This is a genomic window from Tardiphaga sp. 839_C3_N1_4, from assembly GCF_051811045.1.
Taxonomy (GTDB): Bacteria; Pseudomonadota; Alphaproteobacteria; order Rhizobiales; family Xanthobacteraceae; genus Tardiphaga.
The window spans coordinates 1,810,465-1,831,318 of sequence record NZ_JBPWQD010000001.1 but is presented as its reverse complement, the minus strand read 5'-3'; the positions used below and the strand labels follow the sequence as shown (position 1 = coordinate 1,831,318).

The following is a 20,854-nucleotide window of genomic DNA, read 5'->3' as shown; positions in this document are numbered from 1 at the left end:
GTGCACAATGACAGGGCTGGCGGAGAGGTCTTGTTCACGCGCGTAGCAGATTTTAGTTCTCGCGCACCGTCACCAAACTTCGCGTCGATGTGGCGTTGTCGCAACAGCACATATGCGCACTATACAACTACGGTTACAGAACGCCGCTCTGCCGAGATTTTTCGTGATGAGTTTGTTCTGTGTTGCTACACTATTCGTCGGACATGAGTTGGACATATGCATCAGGCCAGTTTCGTCTCAGATGGATTTGATCCGGAATTGCTGGATCACCAGAAATTCGCGCTGTGGTGCGAGAACATGGAAGCGCTCACCTGCTGCGTGGACATCACACGTGCTGAAGATCGGCCATTCTCGGCTTTCGTGCACTGGGCAGATTATTCGAATGTGCGGGTCACCCGGTTCGGCGGCACGTTCAGTCGAATCCGACGATCCAGAACGGCAATCTCGCGCGGGCCGGACGATGATTTCTGTTTGATGTTTCATCGAGGCGAGGGGACGCTGGTCGTCGATCAGGTGGGGCGCGAAACGGCCTTGTCGTCAGACTGCGCTTTTCTCGGCACGAACGGACGTCCGGCAGATTTGCGATCAGATGCGGATTTCTCGTCGACGACGTTGACCGTCAGTAGGGAGCGCCTGTTGCCTCTCATTGGAAATGTCGACGATCTCCTGATCCAGCCGCTCGACGAACGGCGCGCAGCCGTGGCTCATCTGCGACGCTACATCGACATCTCGGTCGATCTGCTGCGCGATCCGCATGATGCGGAGCTCGACAGCCATATCAGCACGACATTGCTGGATCTGACGGCGCTCGCGCTAGGTGCCCGCGGCGACGCTGCACAACTTGCGTCGATGCGCGGTCTGCGCGCGTCGCGAACGCAGGAAATCATCGCCGAGATCGATCGCCATTTCGCGGAGCCGGGTTTCTCGGTGGGGCAGGTCGCGCGCCGACTGGATGTGTCGCCGCGCTATCTCCAGGACCTTCTGCAAGATACCGGATCGAGTTTCACCGAACGCCTTCTGGAGCGCCGTCTGCAACATGCAATGCGTTTGCTGACGAACGAGCAGGGTGATCGGCTGAAGATCAGTGAAATCGCGCTAGCCAGTGGCTTCAACGAGATCTCATACTTCAATCAGCGATTTCGTCGGCGTTTCGGCGAGACGCCGACGCAGTGCCGGCGCTGATCTAACTACTCAGGCCGATTTCGCCATCAATTCGATGCCATGGCGCTCGCGGGCGAGCTTCTCTTCCCAGGCCAGCGCGTGGCGGGCGATGGTTTCGAGATCGTCGTATTGGGGCGTCCAGTCGAGCGTCGCGCGGATTCGGGTGGTATCGGCGATCATGGTCATGATGTCGCCGTCGCGGCGCGGGGCGTATTGAACCGCGAAATTTCGGCCGGATGCACGGCGCACGGCTTCGATGGTTTCCAGCACCGAATAGCCGCGGCCATAGCCGCAATTCAGGGTCGTGGATGCGCCGCCTTCGCGCAGGTAGCTCAATGCGGCGCGGTGGGCCTGAACGAGGTCGCTTACATGGATGAAGTCGCGGATGCAGCTTCCGTCGGGCGTCGGGTAATCGGTTCCGAACACGTCGATCTTGCTGCGCTGGCCGGTGGCGGCCTCGACGGCGATCTTGAGCAGATGCGTCGCGCCCATGGTGGCCAGACCGGTGCGGCCCTGCGGATCGGCGCCGGCGACGTTGAAGTAACGCAGCGCGACAAACTCCATGCCATAGGCCGGCGCGATGTCGTGCAGCATGATCTCGGTCATCAGCTTCGATGATCCGTAAGGCGACAGCGGACGCGTTGGGGCATCTTCTGCCACCGGCGTGAAATCGGGATTGCCGTAGACAGCAGCGGTCGATGAGAAGATAAATTTTTTGACGCCGCATTTCACTGCCGCGCTGAGCAGGTTGCGTGTCGTCATCGTGTTGTTGCGATAGTAGGCAAGCGGGTCGCGCATCGATTCCGGCACGACGACAGAGCCCGCAAAATGGATGATGGCGTCGATGCCATGGGCAGCAATGACGCCCTCGACAAGGTTCTCATCAGCGACATCGCCGATAAACAGCGGAACGCCCTCGGGGAGATATGTTGAGAAGCCCGTCGACAAATTGTCGATCACGACCACGCTCTCGCCGGCTTCCACCAGCGCATGGACCATGTGACTTCCGATATAACCGGCGCCGCCGGTGACAAGGACGGTCATTGGATTTACTCACTCTCCCGTTTTGGGAACGCTATCGCGCCCGGGATGAAGAGTGGGTTTCGACGGCCGGCAACTGGCCACTATGCTTAATGTTGCGTATAGGAAATCGGGCGAAATGGAGTCACCTGTGCCGATTGCGGGCAAAACGGCCGATAAACTGCAGCTGATCGTCACGAATCTGCACTGGCGCTACTCCGGTGTGACGGCGACCAATCGCATGGTGGCGCCGAAACTCGCAGACATGTTTGACGCGGCTTGGCTTGGATCCGACGCGCCCGCCGGCATTGCGCGCATGGATATCGGCGATCTCGTGAAATTGTGGCTGCGCCGCAAGCCTGTGATTTGGCACGCGCGGCGCAACAACGAGATGATTGCCGGCGTTCTGCTCAAGGCGCTCGGGTGGCCGATGAAACTGCTCTTCACCTCGGCAGCGCAGCGCCATCATACCTGGATCACACGCTGGCTGATCAGCCGGATGGATGCCATCATCGCGACCAGCGACATTTCCGCGTCATATCTGAAACGGTCTGCGACGGTGGTGACGCATGGTGTCGATACTGATCGCTATGCGCCCCCCGTTGATCGCACGGCTGCGTTTGCAGAAGCGAGCCTGCCGGGGCGTTATGCGATCGGCTGCTTCGGCCGGGTGCGTGCGCAGAAGGGAACCGATCTTTTCGTCAATGCGATGTGCGAGTTGTTGCCGCGCTATCCGGATTTCACCGCCGTCATTGTCGGGGCAATCACGCCGGACCAGATCGGCTTTGCCAATGAGCTCAAGAAGAAAATCGCCGACGCCGGTCTGCAGGCGCGCATCGTCATCACCGGTGAGTTGCCGATCGAAGAGGTCGAGCGATGGTATCAACGCCTGACGATCTACGCATTTACCTCGCGCAATGAAGGCTTCGGTCTGACATTAATCGAGGCGATGTCTGCAGGAGCAGCACTGGTCGCAACGCGTGCGGGCGCCGCGGAGATTGTGGTCGAGGAGGGCGTGACCGGGAAGCTTGTGCCGACCGGCGATGCGGCGGCACTCACGCTGGCATTGGAGCCGCTGATGCGCGAACCCGGTGCCGCTGCAGCCATGGGCGTACATGCGCGCCAGCGTGTGCTCGACAAGTTCAGCCTCGATGCGGAAGCGCGGGGAATTGCGGAAGTTTATCGCAGGCTGCTCTGACCCTGCAGGATATCCGCAACGAACGCGTCCAAGTCACCGCCGGCAAACAGGAAGCCGGGTAGATGCGCGGCCTTGGCCGCTTCGATATCCGTATCGCGGTCGCCGATGGCAAAACTGCCTTTGCGTTGCACAGGCCAGTGGTGCATTAGATCGAGGATCATCCCGGGGCTCGGCTTGCGCCAGTGATGATCTTCCAGATAGCCCGCAACTGATCCGGCCGGATGGTGCGGGCAATAACGGACGTCATCGATGCGGGCGCCTTGTGCGGCGAGTTCGGAACGCATCCACTTAAACAGCGTATTGAGTTCGTCTTCGGTGAAATAGCCGCGTGCGACGCCCGACTGGTTCGAAAACAGGAAGACGAAATAGCCGGCATCGTTGAGCCGGCGAATGGCCTTGGCCGCGTTCGGCATCCAGCGGATGCGATCGGCCGTGCCCATATAGCCGTCGTCGTAATTAATGACGCCGTCGCGATCGAGAAACGCTGCGGGTTTTGTTTGCGGGGTCGTCATATCTGCGCGCTTCTGTTGGATGCCTCGGCCATCACGTCCTGAACGATCGCGGCAACGTCGTTGGCCGGAATGTCGCGCATGCAGGCATGGTTGTTCATGGTGCAGACCGGCCTGTGACACGGCTGGCACGGAACGATGGTCTTGGTCTGCACGGTCGCGGCCAGCGGATTGAGCGGTCCCCAGAGCTGCGGGCTGGTCGGTCCGAAAATGCCGATGGTCGGCGTCCCGACAGCCGCAGCAATATGCATCAGGCCGGAGTCGTTAGCCACGGCGACATTGGCGGCGGCCATGCCGATCACGCCATTGCGCAGGTCGCCCGTAGTGAGGTCGCGAGCGCGAGGACCAGCGGCAGCTATAATCTCATTGGCGAGATCCTTCTCGCCGGGGCCGCCGATGACCCAGACGTCCAGCCCGCGCGCGACCAGCAGTTTTGCTGCCTCGGCGTAATAGGTCCAGCGCTTGGAGGAACCGACCGAGCCGGGTCCGAGCGCCACTGCCGGACCGGTTCCCAGCCCGTTGGCCTGCCGCCAGCGCGCGATCTCATCAGCGGGCACGCGGAACTGGGGCACCGGCCATTCCGGCGGGAGCGGCGTGCCATCTGGCAGCGCCAGCGCGCATTTCTTGTCGATCATGCGCGGCAGCTTCTTTTCGCCCCAGCGCCACTGATTGATCAGGCCGAAGCGCGCCTCGCCGACAAAGCCGATGCGCTCCGGGATGCCGGCCAGAGCGGGTGCCAGAGCCGATTTCCAGGTCCGCGGCATCACCAGCACGGTGCCGTAGTTCCGAGCGCGCAGGGTGGCGGCCAGTTCCCATTGTTTGGCGAGCGCAAGCTGGCTGCGGGGCAGGTCCCAGACGATGCCTGAGCGCACGCCCGGCATGTAGTCGACCAGCGGGGCGACCAGTCTGGTCACCAGCAAATCGACCGGCCGGTTCGGCCAGCGCTCTTTCAGGACCCGGACGACCGTATGACCCCGGACGAAATCGCCGATCCACATATAGGGCACGATCAGGATCGGCCGGGTATCGTCCGGATCGACCGTCACGCCCTGGTATGGGGAATTTACGTTCATTCTTTCAAGGACTTCGCTGTTCTACCGCGGGCAACATCCGGCTCAAGTCGGTACCCGCTCCGTTCCGGCAGGTAAAGCCATTTGGGTTGCTTCCAAATATGTCCCCACGGTCTTTATGACATCCCTGCGCCCAAGTTGCCTGTGGGGCAGGGTTGAGGCAAAGGTGGGTCAATCATGAGATCGGGGACTTCATGCTGCTTGTGACCGGAGGGGCCGGTTTTATCGGATCGAATGTCGTGGCCGCGTTGAACGACGCCGGCCGCGCGGACGTGGCCGTCTCCGATGTGCTCGGCCATGATGGAAAATGGCGTAATCTCGCCAAGCGGCAACTTGCGGATGTGGTGCCGCCAACCGAACTGATGGACTGGCTGAAGGGCCGCAAGCTCGATGCGGTCATTCATCTCGGCGCGATTTCGGAAACCACCGCGACCGACGGTGATCTGGTCATCGAGACGAACTTCCGGCTGTCGATGCGCTTGTTGGACTGGTGCACGGCCACTGCGACGCCGCTGATTTATGCATCGTCCGCTTCGACCTATGGCGACGGCGCGCACGGTTTTCGCGACGAGCAGACCGTTCCGGAACTCAAGAAACTGCGGCCGATGAATCTCTACGGATGGAGCAAGCACCTGTTCGACCTCGCCGTCGCCGAGCGCGTCGCCAAGGGCGAGAAGATGCCGCCGCAATGGGCCGGTCTGAAGTTCTTCAACGTGTTCGGGCCGAACGAGTATCACAAGGGCTCGATGATGAGCGTGCTGGCGCGGCGCTTCGACGACATCAAGGCCGGCCGCGGTATTCAGCTGTTCAAGTCGCATCGCGAGGGCATTGCGGACGGCGATCAGCGCCGCGACTTCATCTATGTCGAGGACGTCGTTCGCGTGATGATGTGGCTGCTGGCGTCGCCTTGTGTCAGCGGCATCTTCAATGTCGGGACGGGAACCGCGCGCAGCTTCAAGGACCTGATGCTGGCTGCCTACACTGCACTCGGCACCAGGCCGAACATCGACTATATCGACATGCCCGAGCAGATTCGCGGCAGCTATCAGTACTTCACGCAGAGCGAAGTCGATCGGTTGCGCGGCGCCGGCTACAACGGCGGTTTTACAACATTGGAAGATGCCGTCTCCCACTATGTGAAGGGCTTTCTCGATCAGCCCGATCGCTTCCGCTGAACGCGCAACAGGTACCGGTGTGATGTTTGATTTCGACGCCCTGTCGCACGCGATTGCCGATCAGACGGTGCTCTGTGTCGGCGATCTGATGCTCGACGAATTCGTCTATGGCGAGGTGTCGCGCATTTCGCCGGAAGCGCCTGCGCCGGTCATCGCGGTTCAGCGCAGCGAGATCAATATCGGCGGTGCCGGTAATGTCGCACGCAATATTGCAGCCCTCGGAGCGAAATGCATCTTTGTCGGCCTGGTCGGTGAGGACGATGCCGGCGCAACGCTCGAGAATGCGCTCGCGCAGGAGCCTCTGATCGAAGCATTGCTGGTTACGGATTCATCGCGTCCGACGACGCGCAAGGTGCGCTTCGTGTCCGAGCATTTCTCAACACATATGCTGCGCGCCGACTGGGAACTGGCTGCACCGGCATCTGCGGTCATCGAGAAGCAATTGATTGATACGATTTTGCCGCAACTCGCGCGCGTCGACATCGTACTGCTATCCGACTACGCCAAGGGCGTGCTGACCGCGCGGGTGATCCGCAACGTCATCGATGCGGCGAAGAAGCTCGGCAAACGCGTCATCGTCGACCCCAAGAGCGCAAATTTTGCGATCTATCGCGGCGCGACGCTGCTGACGCCTAACCGCAAGGAATTCGCCGAGGCAACGCGCAGCCGCGCTGACAGCGACATCAATATCGCGACTGCCGCGCAGGAGGCGATGATTCTGGCGGACTGCGCCGCGATGCTGGTGACCCAGAGCGAGCATGGTATGACGCTGGTGCCGCGCGATGGCGAGCCCATCCATGTGCCGGCGTTGCCGGTCAAGGTGCGCGACGTCTCGGGCGCCGGCGACACTGTGGCGGCGATGCTGGCTGTGGCGCTGGCCGCCGGGGCCGACTGGGAAGCGGCATTGCGGGCGGCAACCGCCGCGGCAGCGGTCGCCGTCAGCAAGAAGGGGACGGCGGTGGTCACACCGTCCGAATTGCGCCGCCGGATTTTGCCGCATGCGTTTCTGGCTGCTGAAGAGAAAATCGTGGCATCGACTGAGCTCAATGCGCAACTGGCCGACTGGCGCAAGCAGCAATTGCGGATTGGTTTCACCAATGGCTGTTTCGACATCCTGCATCCCGGTCATGTAAAGGTTCTGACGGCAGCGCGCGCGACTTGCGATCGCCTGATCGTCGGTCTTAACAGCGACGCGTCCGTGAAGCGGCTGAAGGGCGAGGGGCGCCCGGTGCAGGACGAACGCGCCCGTGCAGAAGTGCTTGCGGCGCTAGAGGCCGTCGATCTGGTGGTGATTTTCGAAGAGGATACCCCACTGAACCTGATTACGCAGATCGCGCCGGCGACGCTGGTCAAAGGCGGCGATTACACGCGGGAGCAGGTGGTTGGCCATGAGGTTGTCGCCGCCAACGGCGGAGAGGTGATCCTGATCGATATCCTGCAAGGCCACAGTACGACGTCGCTGGTCGAGCGCGCGCGCAGCGGACAGTCATGACACGAATTACACAGTTTTCCGCTCGCAACTGGATGATTGCGACGCATGACGCCATCGTCACGGCGGCTGCGGTCGTCCTCAGCTTCGTGCTGCGTTTCGACGGCGAGAACCTGTGGGATCGGCTGCCGCTGCTCCTGAAGATTCTGCCGTACTTCGTCGTCTTCAGCTTTTTCGTCTGCTATCTGTTCAATTTGACGACAACGAAGTGGCGCTTCATCTCGCTGCCCGACCTGCTGAATATCATCAAGGCATCCACGGTGCTGACGGGCGCGCTTCTGGTGCTCGACTATATCTTCCTGGCGCCGAACGTGTACGGCACGTTCTTCCTCGGCAAGACAACGATCATCATCTACTGGTTCATCCAGATCTTCTTTCTGAGCGGATCGCGACTGGCCTATCGCTATTTCCGTTATACGCGTACGCGCAATCAGGCGCGCGCGATGGATGCGTCACCGGCACTGCTGATTGGTCGTGCGGCCGATGCCGAGGTGTTCTTGCGCGGCATTGAGAGCGGTGCCGTCAAGCGCATGTGGCCGGTTGGTATCTTGTCGCCGGCGATGTCCGATCGCGGACAGGCGATCCGAGGCGTGCCGGTCCTCGGCGGCATCGACGATCTCGGTAATGTCGTTGATGACTTCAGCACGCGGCAACGCCCGATCGAACGGATCGTGATGACGCCGTCGGCGTTTGAAGCAGAGGCGTTGCCCGAGTCGGTATTGATGCGTGCGCGCAAGCTCGGGCTGACAGTCAGCCGGATTCCGTCGCTCGAGGAAAGCCGCGATACGCCGCAACTGGCGCCGGTGGCAGTCGAGGATCTGTTGCTGCGACCGAGCGTCAAGATCGACTATGCCCGGCTGGAGAATTTCGTGCGCGGCAAGGCGATCGTCGTGACCGGCGGTGGCGGCTCGATCGGCTACGAGATCTGCGACCGCGTCATCACTTTCGGCGCTGCACGGCTGCTCATTATCGAGAATTCGGAGCCGGCGCTTCATGCGGCCATGGAAAAGCTGGCGGCCAAAGTCACCAGCGCAGCGATCGAGGGCCGCATCGCCGATGTCAGGGACCGCGAGCGCATTTATCAACTGATGATCGCCTTCAAGCCGGATGCGGTGTTTCACGCAGCCGCGCTGAAACATGTGCCGATCCTGGAGCGCGACTGGGGCGAGGGCGTCAAGACCAACATCTTCGGTTCTGTGAATGTCGCCGATGCGGCGCTCGCATCGGGCGCTGATGCGATGGTGATGATCTCGACTGACAAGGCGATCGAGCCGGTGTCGATGCTCGGCCTCACCAAGCGTTTTGCCGAGATGTATTGCCAGGCGCTGGATGGCGACGCCATTAGCGGCAGTGCTGCCAAATCGCCCATGCGGCTGATCTCGGTGCGGTTTGGTAATGTTCTGGCGTCGAATGGGTCCGTCGTGCCGAAGTTCAAGGCGCAGATCGAAGCCGGTGGGCCGGTGACGGTGACGCACCCTGATATGGTGCGCTACTTCATGACCATCCGCGAGGCCTGCGATCTGGTCGTCACTGCTGCAACCCATGCGATGAACGCGCAGCATGCCGATGCGTCGGTCTATGTGCTCAGCATGGGGCAACCGGTGAAGATCGTCGATCTCGCCGACCGCATGATCCGGCTGTCCGGTCTTCAGCCCGGCTACGATATCGATATCGTGTTCACCGGTGTTCGACCGGGCGAGCGGCTCAACGAGATATTGTTCGCCGAGCAGGAGCCAACCAGCGAGATCGGCATCGCCGGCATCGTCGCTGCCCGCCCGAACGAGCTGCCGCTGGAGACGCTGAACAGCTGGCTTGCGATCTTGCGGAAAGCCATTGACGCGGATCAACACGAGGTCGCTGTGGCGACGCTTAAGGATGCGGTGCCGGAATATCGGGCGGCGGCACAGTAAGTCTGCGTCAGCGGCGCGGCGTCGAGAATGCCCGCAATGCGGTGGCGACGGCGACGCTGCCAAGTACAAGCAAAGCTGCGTCGGCGACGCCTGAGCGGAGATAGATCGACAGCACGGCCAGTGCCGCCAGGCCGATATTGAGAACGAACACCGTTCGCACAACCTCGATCACGGCGAAGCCATTGTCCGTCGCGCGCTGATAGAAGTGCGAGCGATGCGCCAGCCATACCGGCTCGCGTTTTGCCAGCCGCCGGAGCAGGGTGATGGTCGCGTCGGCGAGGTAATACAGCGGCAGCAGGATGGCGGCAGCCAGATGATGCGCATAGGCCAGTTGCAGGAAGCACCAGGCGAGCAAGAGCCCGATGGGAAGGCTGCCGACGTCGCCCAGAAACATCTTCGCCACTGGGCGATTGAAGGGCGCGAAGCCGAGTGTGGCGCCGCAAAGCGCAGCGGCAATGAGCGCCGTCGATAACGGCAGTTGCCCGGAGAAGCCGATCAGCACCAGCGCCGTGGTGATCGGAATCACTTCGGCCACTGTGATCCAGTCGAGCCCATCCATGAAATTCACGAGATTGACGAACCAGAGTGCGGCCAGCAGCAGCAAGCCGCGTTCGATCCAGAGAGGCAGGTCCGGTGTGATCTGCAGTGGGGGGGGCAGGGCAAACAGGATCGCGGCAATACTGACGGCTTGCAGCAGCAGTCGCGGCGTCACCGAAATCGGACGCAGATCATCGATCGCGCCGATGGTCGCGATCAGGATCGTTGCACCGAACAGTACCCACAGTGCCGGTGTCGCTGAGACGGGAAGAACTGCAATGGAGAGCCCGGCAACCAGCAGAGTGACTGATATCACCGCGATGCCGGCGCCTTGCGGTGTCGGCACCTTATGGGACGATCGGGCATTCGGTCGCGCCATTGCATAGCGGATAAGCAGCGGATGAATGGCCTTGATGCAAACCGCGGACAGAACCGCGGCCACAACCAGAGCGACGAAGGACGTAATCAGTTCGAATGACGACATCGGGATGACATTGGTCGCAGGAATGATATGCGTTGCAGGGAAGATTTGGGTCGCAATGAGACAAATAGTTCGGAGTTATGCACGAGGGCTCTTCTTATCCTGTTTTTGCGGCATAGCTAGCGGCGAAGGCCGCGCTTCTGACGCAATCGGGTGTTGCGATACCAAGGTATTTCAGCATCATCGTATGGATGGCTAATGGAATGCGACACGGATCGTCATGCAATGTGGCGATTCCTGGCGAATGTCTGGGGACACGATGTCTGAACAACCCATTCTTGTCACCGGTGCTGCGGGCTTCATCGGTTTCCATGTGGTGCGGCAACTGCTGGCCGAAGGCCGCACGGTCGTTGGCCTCGATAGCGTCAACAGCTATTACGATCCGGCGCTGAAGGAGGCGCGGTTGAAGCTGCTGGAGGGCCAGCCCCGCTTTACCTTTGTGAGGGCGAATCTGGCAGATCGTCCCGCGATCTCGGCGTTGTTCAGCGAATACAAATTCCCTGTTGTCATTCATCTCGCTGCGCAGGCGGGTGTGCGCTATTCCATCGAGCAGCCACACGCCTATGCCGATGCCAATCTCGAGGGCTTTCTCAATATCCTCGAAGGATGCCGGCACAATGGCTGCGCGCATCTGCTCTATGCGTCGTCATCCTCGGTCTATGGCGCCAACAAGAAGAAACCGTTCTCCGTCAGCGACAGGGTCGACAATCCGGTCAGTCTCTATGCTGCGACGAAGAAGGCCAACGAGTTGATGGCGCATTCCTACAGCCATCTCTATCGCCTGCCGACCACCGGGCTGCGCTTCTTCACCGTCTACGGTCCATGGGGCCGGCCGGATATGGCGATCTTCCTGTTTACCAAGGCGATCCTCGACAAGCAGCCGATCAAGCTTTTCAATCACGGTAACATGCGACGCGACTTTACCTATGTCGACGACGTTGTCGGTGCTATCGGGCGGCTGATTGATCATGTGCCGACCGGTAGTGAGGACGAGGCGCCAGCGCGAATCTACAATGTCGGTAACCACAAGCCAGAGGACCTTTTGCATGTGGTCTCGGTTCTTGAGAAGGAACTGGGGCTTGAGGCGATCAAGACGATGCTGCCGATGCAGCCGGGCGATGTGCCTGAGACTTTTGCCGATGTGGACGATCTGATGCGTGACGTCGGCTTCAAGCCGGATACCTCGATCGAGGAGGGGATTCGGCAATTCGTGACGTGGTACCGCAGCCACTACGGTAATCTGAACGCGAAGGGTTGAGAGCGACTGATGAGCAAGCGCATTATTCCCCTGATCATGTGTGGCGGTGCCGGTACGCGCCTGTGGCCGTCGTCGCGTGAGGGGCGCCCGAAGCAATTTCTGCCATTGTTCGGACCGCGCTCGACCTTTCAGGACACGGTGATTCGCGTATCCGATGCTGGCTTGTTCGATCGTCCCATTGTCATCACCAGCGCCGCCTATCGGTTCATGGTGCGCGAACAACTCGCCGAGATCGGGCTCGATGCAGACATCCTGCTCGAGCCGGCTCGGCGCGATTCAGGTCCGGCCATTGCCGCCGGTGCCGCGTTCGCTCAGACCCGCGATGAGGACGCGGTCGTGCTTGCGCTTGCCGCCGATCATGTGGTGCGTGATGTCCCGGCTTTCGTGGCGGCGTGCCGCGCAGGTCTGGTGGTTGCCGATGCCGGGCATATCGTGACGTTCGGCGTGCAGCCGGAGCGTGCGGCCACCGAATACGGCTATATTTCACCAGGCCAATCGCTTTCTGACAAGGTGAAGAGCGTCGCCAAATTCGTCGAGAAGCCGGACCTGCAGACGGCAACCGGTTATATTGAGGCCGGCTATCTCTGGAACAGCGGCAACTTTATGTTTCGGGCGGGGATGCTGCTCGATGAATATCGTGGTGTCGACGCCGATAGTGTCGAGACCATCACCAGCGCTGTGGCGAAGGCCGGCCGCGATCTCGGCTTCTTTACGCTCGATGCGGACGCTTTCGGGAAGGCAAAATCGATCTCTGTCGACTATGCCGTGATGGAGAAGACGACGAAGGCGGCTGTGGTGCCGGTGTCCTGCGGCTGGTCGGATGTCGGCTCGTGGCTCGCAGTGTGGGAGCTGTCCGACAAGGATGCGCAGGGCAATGCCGCGCAGGGCGTGGCGGTGTTCGAGGACTCGCGCAACTGTAATGTGGCCAGCGATGGTCCGGTGGTGGCGCTGGAGGGTGTTGACGATCTCGTGGTGGTGGCGACGCACGACGCCGTGCTGGTTTCCCGTCAGAAGGATGCCAACGGCTTGAAACGGCTTGTGGCGAAGCTGAAGGTCACGGCGCCGCAGGTCACCGAGGATCATCTCAAGGTGCATCGCCCGTGGGGATCTGTGCAGGCCCTTGAGGATGGCGAGCGCTATCAGGTGAAACGCCTCGTGGTGAAAGCCGGCGAGCGGCTGTCACTCCAGATGCACCACCATCGCTCCGAGCACTGGATCGTTGTGCGTGGTACCGCGAAGGTGACGATCAACGATCAGATCAAGACCGTCCACGAGAACGAGTCGATCTACATCCCGCTCGGTGCCACGCACCGTCTGGAAAACCCTGGTAAAATCCCGCTCGAGCTGATCGAGGTGCAGACGGGCAGCTACCTTGGCGAGGACGACATCGTTCGCATCGAGGATGACTATAAGCGGAACTAGCGGCCGCCGGGCGATACTCGCCCGAATCAATGCACCCACAGCGTGCATTCGCCTGAATTGGTGCCGGTGAGGGGTTACCACGATCCCTTCATGTCGTATCTTTTTCCATTTTACGAAATAGCGATGATTGCCACAATTGGGCGCGCTCTGGCCCGCCCAGCGCGCATTCATCGTCCTGGGGGCGGTTCTGCCACTCACGAAATCGTGTTAACCTGTTGTTAGGCATTGATAAACGCCTGAAATCAGGGACGAAAATGACAGTGCCGTGACGGATAAGCGGACCGTGCCGCCTCCGGACGAGGTAATGCATTCTTGCAACAATGAGTCAGTTTTCGATCCAAAATGTGGCTTTCGGATTGCGGCAAGTTCCGTTTCTTGTTAGCGCTCAATCCATGAAGCAGATCGCAAAGATTTTCCTTGTAGTTGTATTGCTAGGATCGAGCGGCCAGTTCGCTCATGCAGCCGAGCCATTTTTCATTCTTGACGCCATCAATCAGGCGGTAAAGACGAACCCAGGTGTCGGCGAGGCGTCTGCCAATCGCCGTGCCACCGAAGCCGAACTTCGCCAGAGCCAAGGTACTTTGCTGCCTCAGATCAGGCTGCAGGCGAATACCGGCCCCGAGATGTTGAACCGGGCGATCGTTCCTGCGCCGGCCGGCAATGGCTCCTATGTCAACGGCAGCGAAGCGTCGGTAACGGTGCGCCAGCTGGTGTTCGACGGCTTTGCGTCGATCAACGACATCTGGCGTCAGGCTGCGCGCGTGGATGCTGCGGCGTTCCGGGTGCTTGAACGGACCGAACTGATCGCGCTCGATGCGGCTGAAGCCTATGTCGATGTGACGCGCTATCTGCGACTGGTTGCGCTTGCCGAACAAAATCTCAAGGTTCATCTCGAACTGCGCGCCAATGTCCGTGCGCGTTTCGCTGGTGGTCGCGCCGGTGAGGGCGATACCCAGCAGGCGGAAGAGCGTGTAGCCGCAGCGGAAGCCGTGCTGTCGGATTTCCGCCTCAGCCTCGATTATGCACGCGCCAAGTATCGCAAGACCGTTGGTCTTGAACCGTTCAATGTGCGTTTCCCCGGTCGCTTGCCGGATATGCCGGCAACCAAGAACGAGTCGCTCGACGTCGCCTTCAAGTACAATCCGACGATCCGCGCCGCTGGTGCAGATGTCGATGCGGCCAAGCGTGCTTTCGACTCGACCGCCGGCGCATTCGTTCCGAACGTCGCCCTGGAAGGCCGCGCGCTGCGCGGCAAGGACTCGATCACCTATCCGGGTAATCGCGACGAAGTCAGCGGCAAGGTTGTTGTGAGCTGGGATATCTTCCGCGGCGGTCAGGATGCGTGGAAGCGCGCCGAAGCTGGCGAACGCATGATCGAGCAGCAGCAGCGCCATGCACGCTTGCAGCGTGATGCGCTGGAGTCGCTCGACAAGGCATGGGCTGCGCGCACGATCACGACGGAGCGTGCAGCAGCGCTGGTGCGTGAAGTTGAAGCTGCCCGCCGTACTTTCGTAGCCTACAACAAGGAATACGAGCTCGGCCAGCGCACGCTGATCGATCTGCTGAACTCGCAGAACCAGTACTTCAACGCCAACGTCTCGCTGGTGTCTGCACGCGGCGTCACCGTGTTCGCCGACTATCAGTTGCTGGCGGCCATGGGACAGCTGCTGTCCTATCTGAAGACCGGCAAGCCGCCGGAGTCTGAGCCGATCGAGAGCCGTGCATCCGGTCTTATCCCGTATCGCCTGCCGCCGATCCTGCTGACGGCGCCGGAGCCGGGATCCGAACCGCTTAATACGGTTCTGCCCTTCCAGACCTGGAATTCGCCTTTCGCACCGGCGCTGGAACCGAAAGCCGTGCTGTTCGGTGATCGCTGGGCCTCGCAAGATCTGTCGAACGCCAACGCATTGTTCGTGACATCGGGCCAGGTCGGGCAGGGCAGCGTGTCGGCCGATGCTTCTGCGGGGCGCCGTTAACCAGTTAAGTACGCAGATTCATAATCCGCGGTCGGGTTTACCGTAAGTTCAGCAATTCGTCTGAACCGCGAAATAGTACAGGCGCTCCGCAAGGATCGCCTGTAAAGCTGGCAAGTCATATTTTGTAAGGCCAGTAGATCCGCGCACGGGTCATACAAGGCGCCTGGAATTTCCGAGGCTGCATTGAACATTCGCTCACCCCAGTTCGATATTGCAATGGACCTGCCGGCTGCGCCCGTAGCGGAGGTCGAGCATCAGCATGCCGATCCGTTAACGGACAGCCTGCTTTATCTCGCCGCTCACCACGGCAGAGCTGTCAGCCGCAGTGCGCTGCTTGCCGGTCTCCCGGTCGAGCGCGGCGTGCTGACAACGGCTCTGTATGAGCGCGCGGCGCAGCGGGCGGGCCTCGAGGCCGAACTGAACGAGCGACCGCTCAAGGATATCCCTGCGCTGGTCCTGCCTGCTGTGCTTCTGTTTCACGATGGTTCGACGCGGATTCTGCGCGGCATCGATCTGGCGAGTGGCCGTCTGACACTGGCAACCCCCGTCGGTGACGGTGCGATCGCCATGGAGCGGATCGAAGCCGTCGAAGAGAAATATGCCGGCTTCGTCTATTTCGTCCGTCCGGCGTCCGTCAGCGATCCGCGCGCGATCGCCGCCGGCGATCTGCCGAAGGCGCACTGGTTCTGGTCTGTCGTCAGCCGGTTCGGCTCGAACTACAGCCATGTCGCCATTGCAGCTTTCATCGTGAACATGCTGGCGCTCGCCGCGCCGCTGTTCACCATGAGCGTGTATGACCGCGTCATCCCGAATGGCGCAATCCCGTCGCTGGTCGCGCTTGGTATCGGCCTGTCGCTGGCGATCGCTTTCGATTTCCTGCTCAAGGTGGTCCGCAGCCGCATCATCGACATGACCGGCAAGAAGATCGACGTGGTGCTGGCGTCGAACATCTTTGAACATGTGATGGCGCTGAAGATGGACAAGCGTCCGCCCTCGGTCGGCATTCTCGCCAATCAGATGCGCGACTTCGACTCGGTCCGCGAATTCTTCACGTCAGGCACGGTTGTGTCGGCGACCGATATGATATTCGCGATCATCTTCATCGCAGTGCTGTTCGTGATTGCCGGCCCGCTGGCCTGGATCCCGCTCGCGATGCTGCCTGTGATGATCCTCGTCGGTCTCTTGATCCAGCGGCCGCTCGATCGTGCGATGAAGCGCCTGCAGGCAGAGTCGGCTGCGCGTCACGGCATTCTCATCGAGTCGCTGAATGGCATCGAGACCGTTCGCGCAGTTGCTGGCGAGAGCCGGGTCCAGACAGTGTGGGAACGTTCCGTCGCAGCGACGGCACGTTCCAGCGAAGGCGTGCAGTTCTGGTCCTCGCTGGCGATGACCAGTGCGAGCGTGGCGACGCAGCTCTGCAGCCTGTTGCTGGTCGTGGTCGGTGTGTTCCTCATCCTCGACGGCAAACTGTCGGTCGGTGCGCTGGTTGCGGCCAATATGTTGTCGGGCCGCATTCTCGGTCCCATCGCCGGCATCGCGGCCGTGATGACGCGCGCGACACAGACCATGTCGGCCCTGCGGTCAATCGATCGCCTGATGGCGACGGAGCGCGAGCGGCCGCCGGAAAAGATCTTCGTGGCCCGCGAGATCACGAAGGGCAGCATCGAATTCCGCAATGTCAGCTTTTCCTATCCGGACAGCCCGGCGAAAGCCCTCGACGGCATCTCTTTCCACGTGAAGCCTGGCGAGAAGATCGGCATCATCGGCCGAGTCGGCTCAGGCAAGACCACGGTCGGCCGTCTGGCGACGGCGTTCTATCCGCCGAGCGAAGGCAGCATCCTGATCGATGGCATCGATATCCGGCAATACGACCCGGCGGACCTGCGCGCCGGCATCGGTTTTGTGCTGCAGGATACCGATCTGTTCTATGGCAAGCTGCGCGACAACATCACGCTGGGCCGTCCCGATGCGACCGATGAGGAAGTGCTCGCGGCTGCACGGCTGTCCGGCGTCGAGACCTTCATCGCCGGTCATCCGCAGGGCTACGACATGATGGTTGCCGAAGGCGGCCGTAGCCTGTCGGGCGGCCAGAAACAGGCGATCGGCCTCGCGCGTGTGCTGATCCGCAAGCCGCGCGTGTTGTTTCTCGACGAACCCACTGCGCATTTCGACGTGCGCAGTGAAGGTGAATTCCTCGATCGCCTTAAGACGCTCGCCAAGGGTGAGATGTCCATTATCGTCTCGACGCATCGCCCGTCGCTCCTGTCGCTAGTCGATCGCATTCTCGTGTTCGACAACGGCAAGATCGTCGCCGACGGTCCCGCCGATCAGATCCTGACGCGCTTGCGCCCGCAGCCGCAGGCTCCTCAAGCCGCGGGGAGGCCGGTCAATGTCGCAGTCTGATTTCGCATTTTCGAACGACGTTCGTGCGGCCATGGAAATGCGTACGCCGCGTACGGCGCGGATGTTGTTGATGACCGTCACCGGTCTGCTCGTCGTGTTCCTGCTGTGGGCACACTTCGCCGTGCTGGATGAAGTGAAGCGCGGTAATGGCAAGGTGGTGCCGTCGCGCCAGACCCAGGTGGTGCAATCGCTCGAAGGCGGCATCATCAGCGAATTGCTGATTCAGGAAGGCGCCATCGTCGGGAAAGATCAGCCGCTGGCGCGCATCGAAGATACCAACTTCGCGGCGCAGTTCGGCGAAATCCGCGAGCGGCGCGGTGCCATGGCTGCCCGCGTGATCCGACTGGAAGCAGAGACCTTCGGCAAGACCAACGTCGAGTTTCCGGAAGAACTCACGAAGCTTGCACCGCGTGCGGTTCAGACCGAACGCAGCGTATTCGACGCCCATATGCGCAAGCTTGCGCAGGACATCGACGTGATTGCCCAGCAGGAATGGCAGAAGAAAAAGGAAATCGACGAGCTCCGTGCGTCGGAAACCCGCTTCTCCGAGACGCTGACGCTGCTGACCCGCGAAACCTTGCTGACGCGCCGGCTCTATGAGCAGAAGGTCGTTCCCGAGATCGAGATGCTGCGGTCCGACCGGCAGGCCACCGACATGCGCGGTCAGCTCGCGGTGGTGCAGGCAACCATGGTCAAGACCGAGGCCGCCGTGAAGGAAGCGCAGTCGCGGCTTTTGAATATCACCACGGCATTTCGTTCCACGGCGGAAGATGATCTCGCGAAATCGCGCGGTGATCTCGCGGTCCTCGACGAAAACATCAAGTCCGCGCAGGATCGCGTTCGGCGCACCGAACTGCGGTCGCCGGTCTACGGCATCGTTAACAGACTTAACGTCACCACCATTGGTGCGGTCGTTGCACCTGGCGCCAGCGTGATGGAGATCGTGCCACTTGAGGATACGCTGCTGGTCGAGGGGCGCATTCGTCCGCAGGACATCGCCTTCATCCGTCCGGACCATGAGGCGGTGGTGAAGCTCAGCGCCTACGACTCTTCGGTCTATGGATCGCTTCACGGCCGGGTCGAACGTATCAGCGCCGATACCATCACCGACGAGAAGGGTGACAAGAACGAGCGCGGCGAGACGTTCTACCGCGTCATGGTGCGCACCGAAAAGAACCACCTCGGCACTGCCGAGCAGCCGCTGCCGATCATTCCCGGCATGGTGGCGACAGTGGAAGTCCTGACCGGCAAGAAGTCGGTGCTGGATTATCTCGTGAAGCCTGCGCGTATGCTGCGTGATGAGGCGTTTCGCGAACGCTGATAGCGCTACGGAGCATTTCCGCTGCTCCGTATGTTACCTTGCTCCCAGCCCGTCAGAGTCAACGAACTCTTAAAACGCAGGTTTCGCTAAAATTCGAGCGAATGCGTTGGTAGCCGATTGAGCGCGTTCAACGACATACCCGCACAGGTTGACGTGTTTTAACCGGCCTGAAGCAGCCCCCGATTTATCCCTGATGCCACAAGATCCGGACGGGGATCGACGCAATGACGTCGGCCGATGCTCCGGACAACGGGGCGTCAGTCATGTTGCGTATCGATCAGGCGCGGGCATTCCCGCGTGCGCTGGGGTTTGTGCTCGCCGGTGTCGTAAGCGTCAGCGCTTGCGATGGAGCATTTGCAAAATCACGCGCGAAGAAGACGGTGCTTGAGCGCTCCGTGATGGACACGCCGATCGCGGGCATGACCGCGCCGCCGGTCCGGTTCTTCACGATCAACCAGGTGCTGGCCAAGCGGGACAGCGAGAACCGTGCAAAGCCCGGCAATATCGAACTCGCATCCTTGGACGCGCCGCAGGGATCAGATGCCAAGGTGATCAGTGATGCGCCGTCTCCGGCCGCGATCCTGCCTGCCACGAGCGAGGAGCCGTTCGGCCTGTTCACGTTCCGCGCGCCTGAAGGGCTGCTATGGACGAAATGGCGCGGTGCGGAAGCGCGTATGCGCGCCGACTTGAAATCGATCGAGGATTGCAAGGCTGATAGCGAGAACTGCGTCGCCGGTGCGCGCAAGTTTGTCGCCGTCACGCGTTCCGCTGCCGAATTGGATCTGCGCACACGCGTCGAGGCGATCAATCGCGACGTCAACTATGCGATCCGCTATGTCGGGGACTATCAGCAGCACGGCGTCGCCGATCTGTGGAGTTCGCCGCTGGAGACGCTGTCCGCGGGTATCGGCGACTGCGAAGACTATGCGATCGCCAAATTCGCCATGCTCGCCGCAACGGGCGTGCCGGAGGCCGATATCAAGATGATGCTGGTGCGTGACATGGCGGTGCGCCAGGACCATGCGGTGCTCACCGTCCGTGTCGATGGCCGCTGGCTGGTTCTCGACAATCGCTACTCCCGACTGTCGGAAACACGTGATCTGCCGCATTTCATGCCGCTTTTCGCTATCGACCACAAAGGCGTCAGCCTGTTCGCCGCGCCCTATGCCGCGCGTCCGCATCATGAGAGCGAGACCGACATGTTGCCCGCGGCCGAGGTGGACGGCTTCGGCGGCGGCTCTTCCTTGCCGCTGGCGCTCTGAGATAGTTCGACAACACAACGTCGACAATCGGCCTGATATCGACGTTTTATGCGCTTCGCGATCTTGTACTTCCGTGCATCTTGGGCTCTTAATGCGCCAGGGTGAGGTCGACGAGGGGATTGAGATGCGCTTCAAGCACACGCTGTTGGGTTTGTTGGTGGCGGCTGGAATGGCTTCCGGTGCAACTGTCTCGCATGCCGAAGGCCTGCTTCCAGGCGCTGCCTTCTCCGTCGATTGTCAGAATGGGGCGGTCTACAAGCTGACCTCCGGCCGTGTGACCTTTCCCGGTGATATCGTCACCGGCCATCTGTACCTGACACCGCACCGTGCAATGCCTGTTCGCCTGATCCCGATGGGTGAAGGATATCGCTATGCAGGCCGTGGCGTATGGCTGGATGGCATTCGCGAGCACGCGCTGTTGTATCGGGCCAAGTATAGCCCGGTCGCGTGCGTCGTTACCCGCATCTAGACTTTTATCCTATCAATTATCTCCTGCGATAGCAGTCCTGCGATAGCGAGTTGCGTATCTGCGCAGCTTGCTGATTCACGTCTGTGCCCGGAGAAGAAGTCCGCGATCCCAGAGATTCGCGGAATGCGCACTGCAAATGGCGACCTTGCCATCTGGCTGTGATGCGAATGCGCTTTAAGCAACTGTCCCATTT

At 60.9% G+C, this 20,854-nt stretch carries 16 protein-coding genes; 12 read left to right on the top strand and 4 right to left on the bottom strand.

The annotated features are described in order from the left end of the window. Window positions 1–216: 216 nt before the first annotated feature. On the top strand, window positions 217–1,182 hold the full coding sequence (locus AB8A38_RS08975) for an AraC family transcriptional regulator (protein ID WP_439085746.1): 966 nt from the start codon (window positions 217–219) through the stop codon (window positions 1,180–1,182). Window positions 1,183–1,191: 9 nt separating this feature from the next. Here AB8A38_RS08975 and galE read toward each other — a convergent pair whose 3' ends face one another. Next, a complete protein-coding gene (galE, locus tag AB8A38_RS08970) occupies window positions 1,192–2,205 on the bottom strand; it encodes a UDP-glucose 4-epimerase GalE (RefSeq protein WP_175366707.1) in 1,014 nt (337 codons plus the stop codon). A gap of 115 nt (window positions 2,206–2,320) precedes the next feature. Between galE and AB8A38_RS08965 the strand changes: the two genes are divergently transcribed. Then, window positions 2,321–3,379, top strand: a complete 1,059-nt coding sequence (locus AB8A38_RS08965; RefSeq protein ID WP_439085745.1) for a glycosyltransferase family 4 protein — start codon at window positions 2,321–2,323, stop codon at window positions 3,377–3,379. On the opposite strand, the gene AB8A38_RS08960 is transcribed toward AB8A38_RS08965, so the two are convergent. Together AB8A38_RS08960 and waaF are read right to left on the bottom strand one after the other, a co-directional pair. After that, window positions 3,361–3,891 (bottom strand): HAD family hydrolase, encoded by a 531-nt coding sequence (locus AB8A38_RS08960; protein ID WP_439085744.1) that lies wholly within the window; start codon window positions 3,889–3,891, stop codon window positions 3,361–3,363. The two genes, AB8A38_RS08965 and AB8A38_RS08960, sit on opposite strands and share 19 nt — an antisense overlap. Then, window positions 3,888–4,961, bottom strand: a complete 1,074-nt coding sequence (gene waaF / locus AB8A38_RS08955) for a lipopolysaccharide heptosyltransferase II (RefSeq protein WP_439085743.1) — start codon at window positions 4,959–4,961, stop codon at window positions 3,888–3,890. Before waaF ends, AB8A38_RS08960 begins: the two co-directional genes overlap by 4 nt. A gap of 191 nt (window positions 4,962–5,152) precedes the next feature. On the opposite strand from waaF, the gene rfaD reads away from it, so the two are divergent. The 3 genes from rfaD to AB8A38_RS08940 are packed head-to-tail and all read left to right on the top strand — an operon-like array spanning window position 5,153 to window position 9,532. Continuing rightward, on the top strand, window positions 5,153–6,133 hold the full coding sequence (gene rfaD, locus AB8A38_RS08950; RefSeq protein WP_439085742.1) for an ADP-glyceromanno-heptose 6-epimerase: 981 nt from the start codon (window positions 5,153–5,155) through the stop codon (window positions 6,131–6,133). A gap of 22 nt (window positions 6,134–6,155) precedes the next feature. Continuing rightward, a complete protein-coding gene (gene rfaE1 / locus AB8A38_RS08945) occupies window positions 6,156–7,625 on the top strand; it encodes a D-glycero-beta-D-manno-heptose-7-phosphate kinase (protein WP_439085741.1) in 1,470 nt (489 codons plus the stop codon). Next, on the top strand, window positions 7,622–9,532 hold the full coding sequence (locus AB8A38_RS08940) for an SDR family NAD(P)-dependent oxidoreductase (protein WP_439085740.1): 1,911 nt from the start codon (window positions 7,622–7,624) through the stop codon (window positions 9,530–9,532). Before rfaE1 ends, AB8A38_RS08940 begins: the two co-directional genes overlap by 4 nt. 7 nt (window positions 9,533–9,539) lie before the next feature. On the opposite strand, the gene AB8A38_RS08935 is transcribed toward AB8A38_RS08940, so the two are convergent. Further along, entirely contained in the window at window positions 9,540–10,553 is a 1,014-nt protein-coding gene (locus tag AB8A38_RS08935; RefSeq protein WP_439085739.1) for an MraY family glycosyltransferase, read from the bottom strand. Between the two features lie 256 nt (window positions 10,554–10,809). On the opposite strand from AB8A38_RS08935, the gene AB8A38_RS08930 reads away from it, so the two are divergent. From AB8A38_RS08930 to AB8A38_RS08900, 7 genes are all read left to right on the top strand, one after another. Further along, window positions 10,810–11,808: an NAD-dependent epimerase gene (locus AB8A38_RS08930; RefSeq protein WP_315841483.1), complete on the top strand. Its 999-nt coding sequence runs from the start codon at window positions 10,810–10,812 to the stop codon at window positions 11,806–11,808. A gap of 9 nt (window positions 11,809–11,817) precedes the next feature. Then, on the top strand, window positions 11,818–13,230 hold the full coding sequence (locus AB8A38_RS08925; protein ID WP_315841484.1) for a mannose-1-phosphate guanylyltransferase/mannose-6-phosphate isomerase: 1,413 nt from the start codon (window positions 11,818–11,820) through the stop codon (window positions 13,228–13,230). 392 nt (window positions 13,231–13,622) lie between these two features. Further along, window positions 13,623–15,206 carry a TolC family outer membrane protein gene (locus AB8A38_RS08920; protein WP_315841485.1) on the top strand — a complete coding sequence of 528 codons (1,584 nt, stop codon included), beginning with the start codon at window positions 13,623–13,625 and terminating at the stop codon, window positions 15,204–15,206. A gap of 216 nt (window positions 15,207–15,422) precedes the next feature. Further along, window positions 15,423–17,609, top strand: a complete 2,187-nt coding sequence (locus tag AB8A38_RS08915) for a type I secretion system permease/ATPase (RefSeq protein WP_439085738.1) — start codon at window positions 15,423–15,425, stop codon at window positions 17,607–17,609. Then, window positions 17,596–18,930 carry an HlyD family type I secretion periplasmic adaptor subunit gene (locus AB8A38_RS08910; protein ID WP_315841487.1) on the top strand — a complete coding sequence of 445 codons (1,335 nt, stop codon included), beginning with the start codon at window positions 17,596–17,598 and terminating at the stop codon, window positions 18,928–18,930. The genes AB8A38_RS08915 and AB8A38_RS08910 overlap by 14 nt, the downstream gene beginning before the upstream one ends. Before the next feature lie 224 nt (window positions 18,931–19,154). After that, on the top strand, window positions 19,155–20,192 hold the full coding sequence (locus tag AB8A38_RS08905; RefSeq protein ID WP_439085737.1) for a transglutaminase-like cysteine peptidase: 1,038 nt from the start codon (window positions 19,155–19,157) through the stop codon (window positions 20,190–20,192). Between the two features lie 91 nt (window positions 20,193–20,283). Next, window positions 20,284–20,661, top strand: coding sequence for a hypothetical protein (locus AB8A38_RS08900; protein ID WP_439066368.1), 378 nt, complete (start codon window positions 20,284–20,286; stop codon window positions 20,659–20,661). Window positions 20,662–20,854 lie beyond the last annotated feature (193 nt).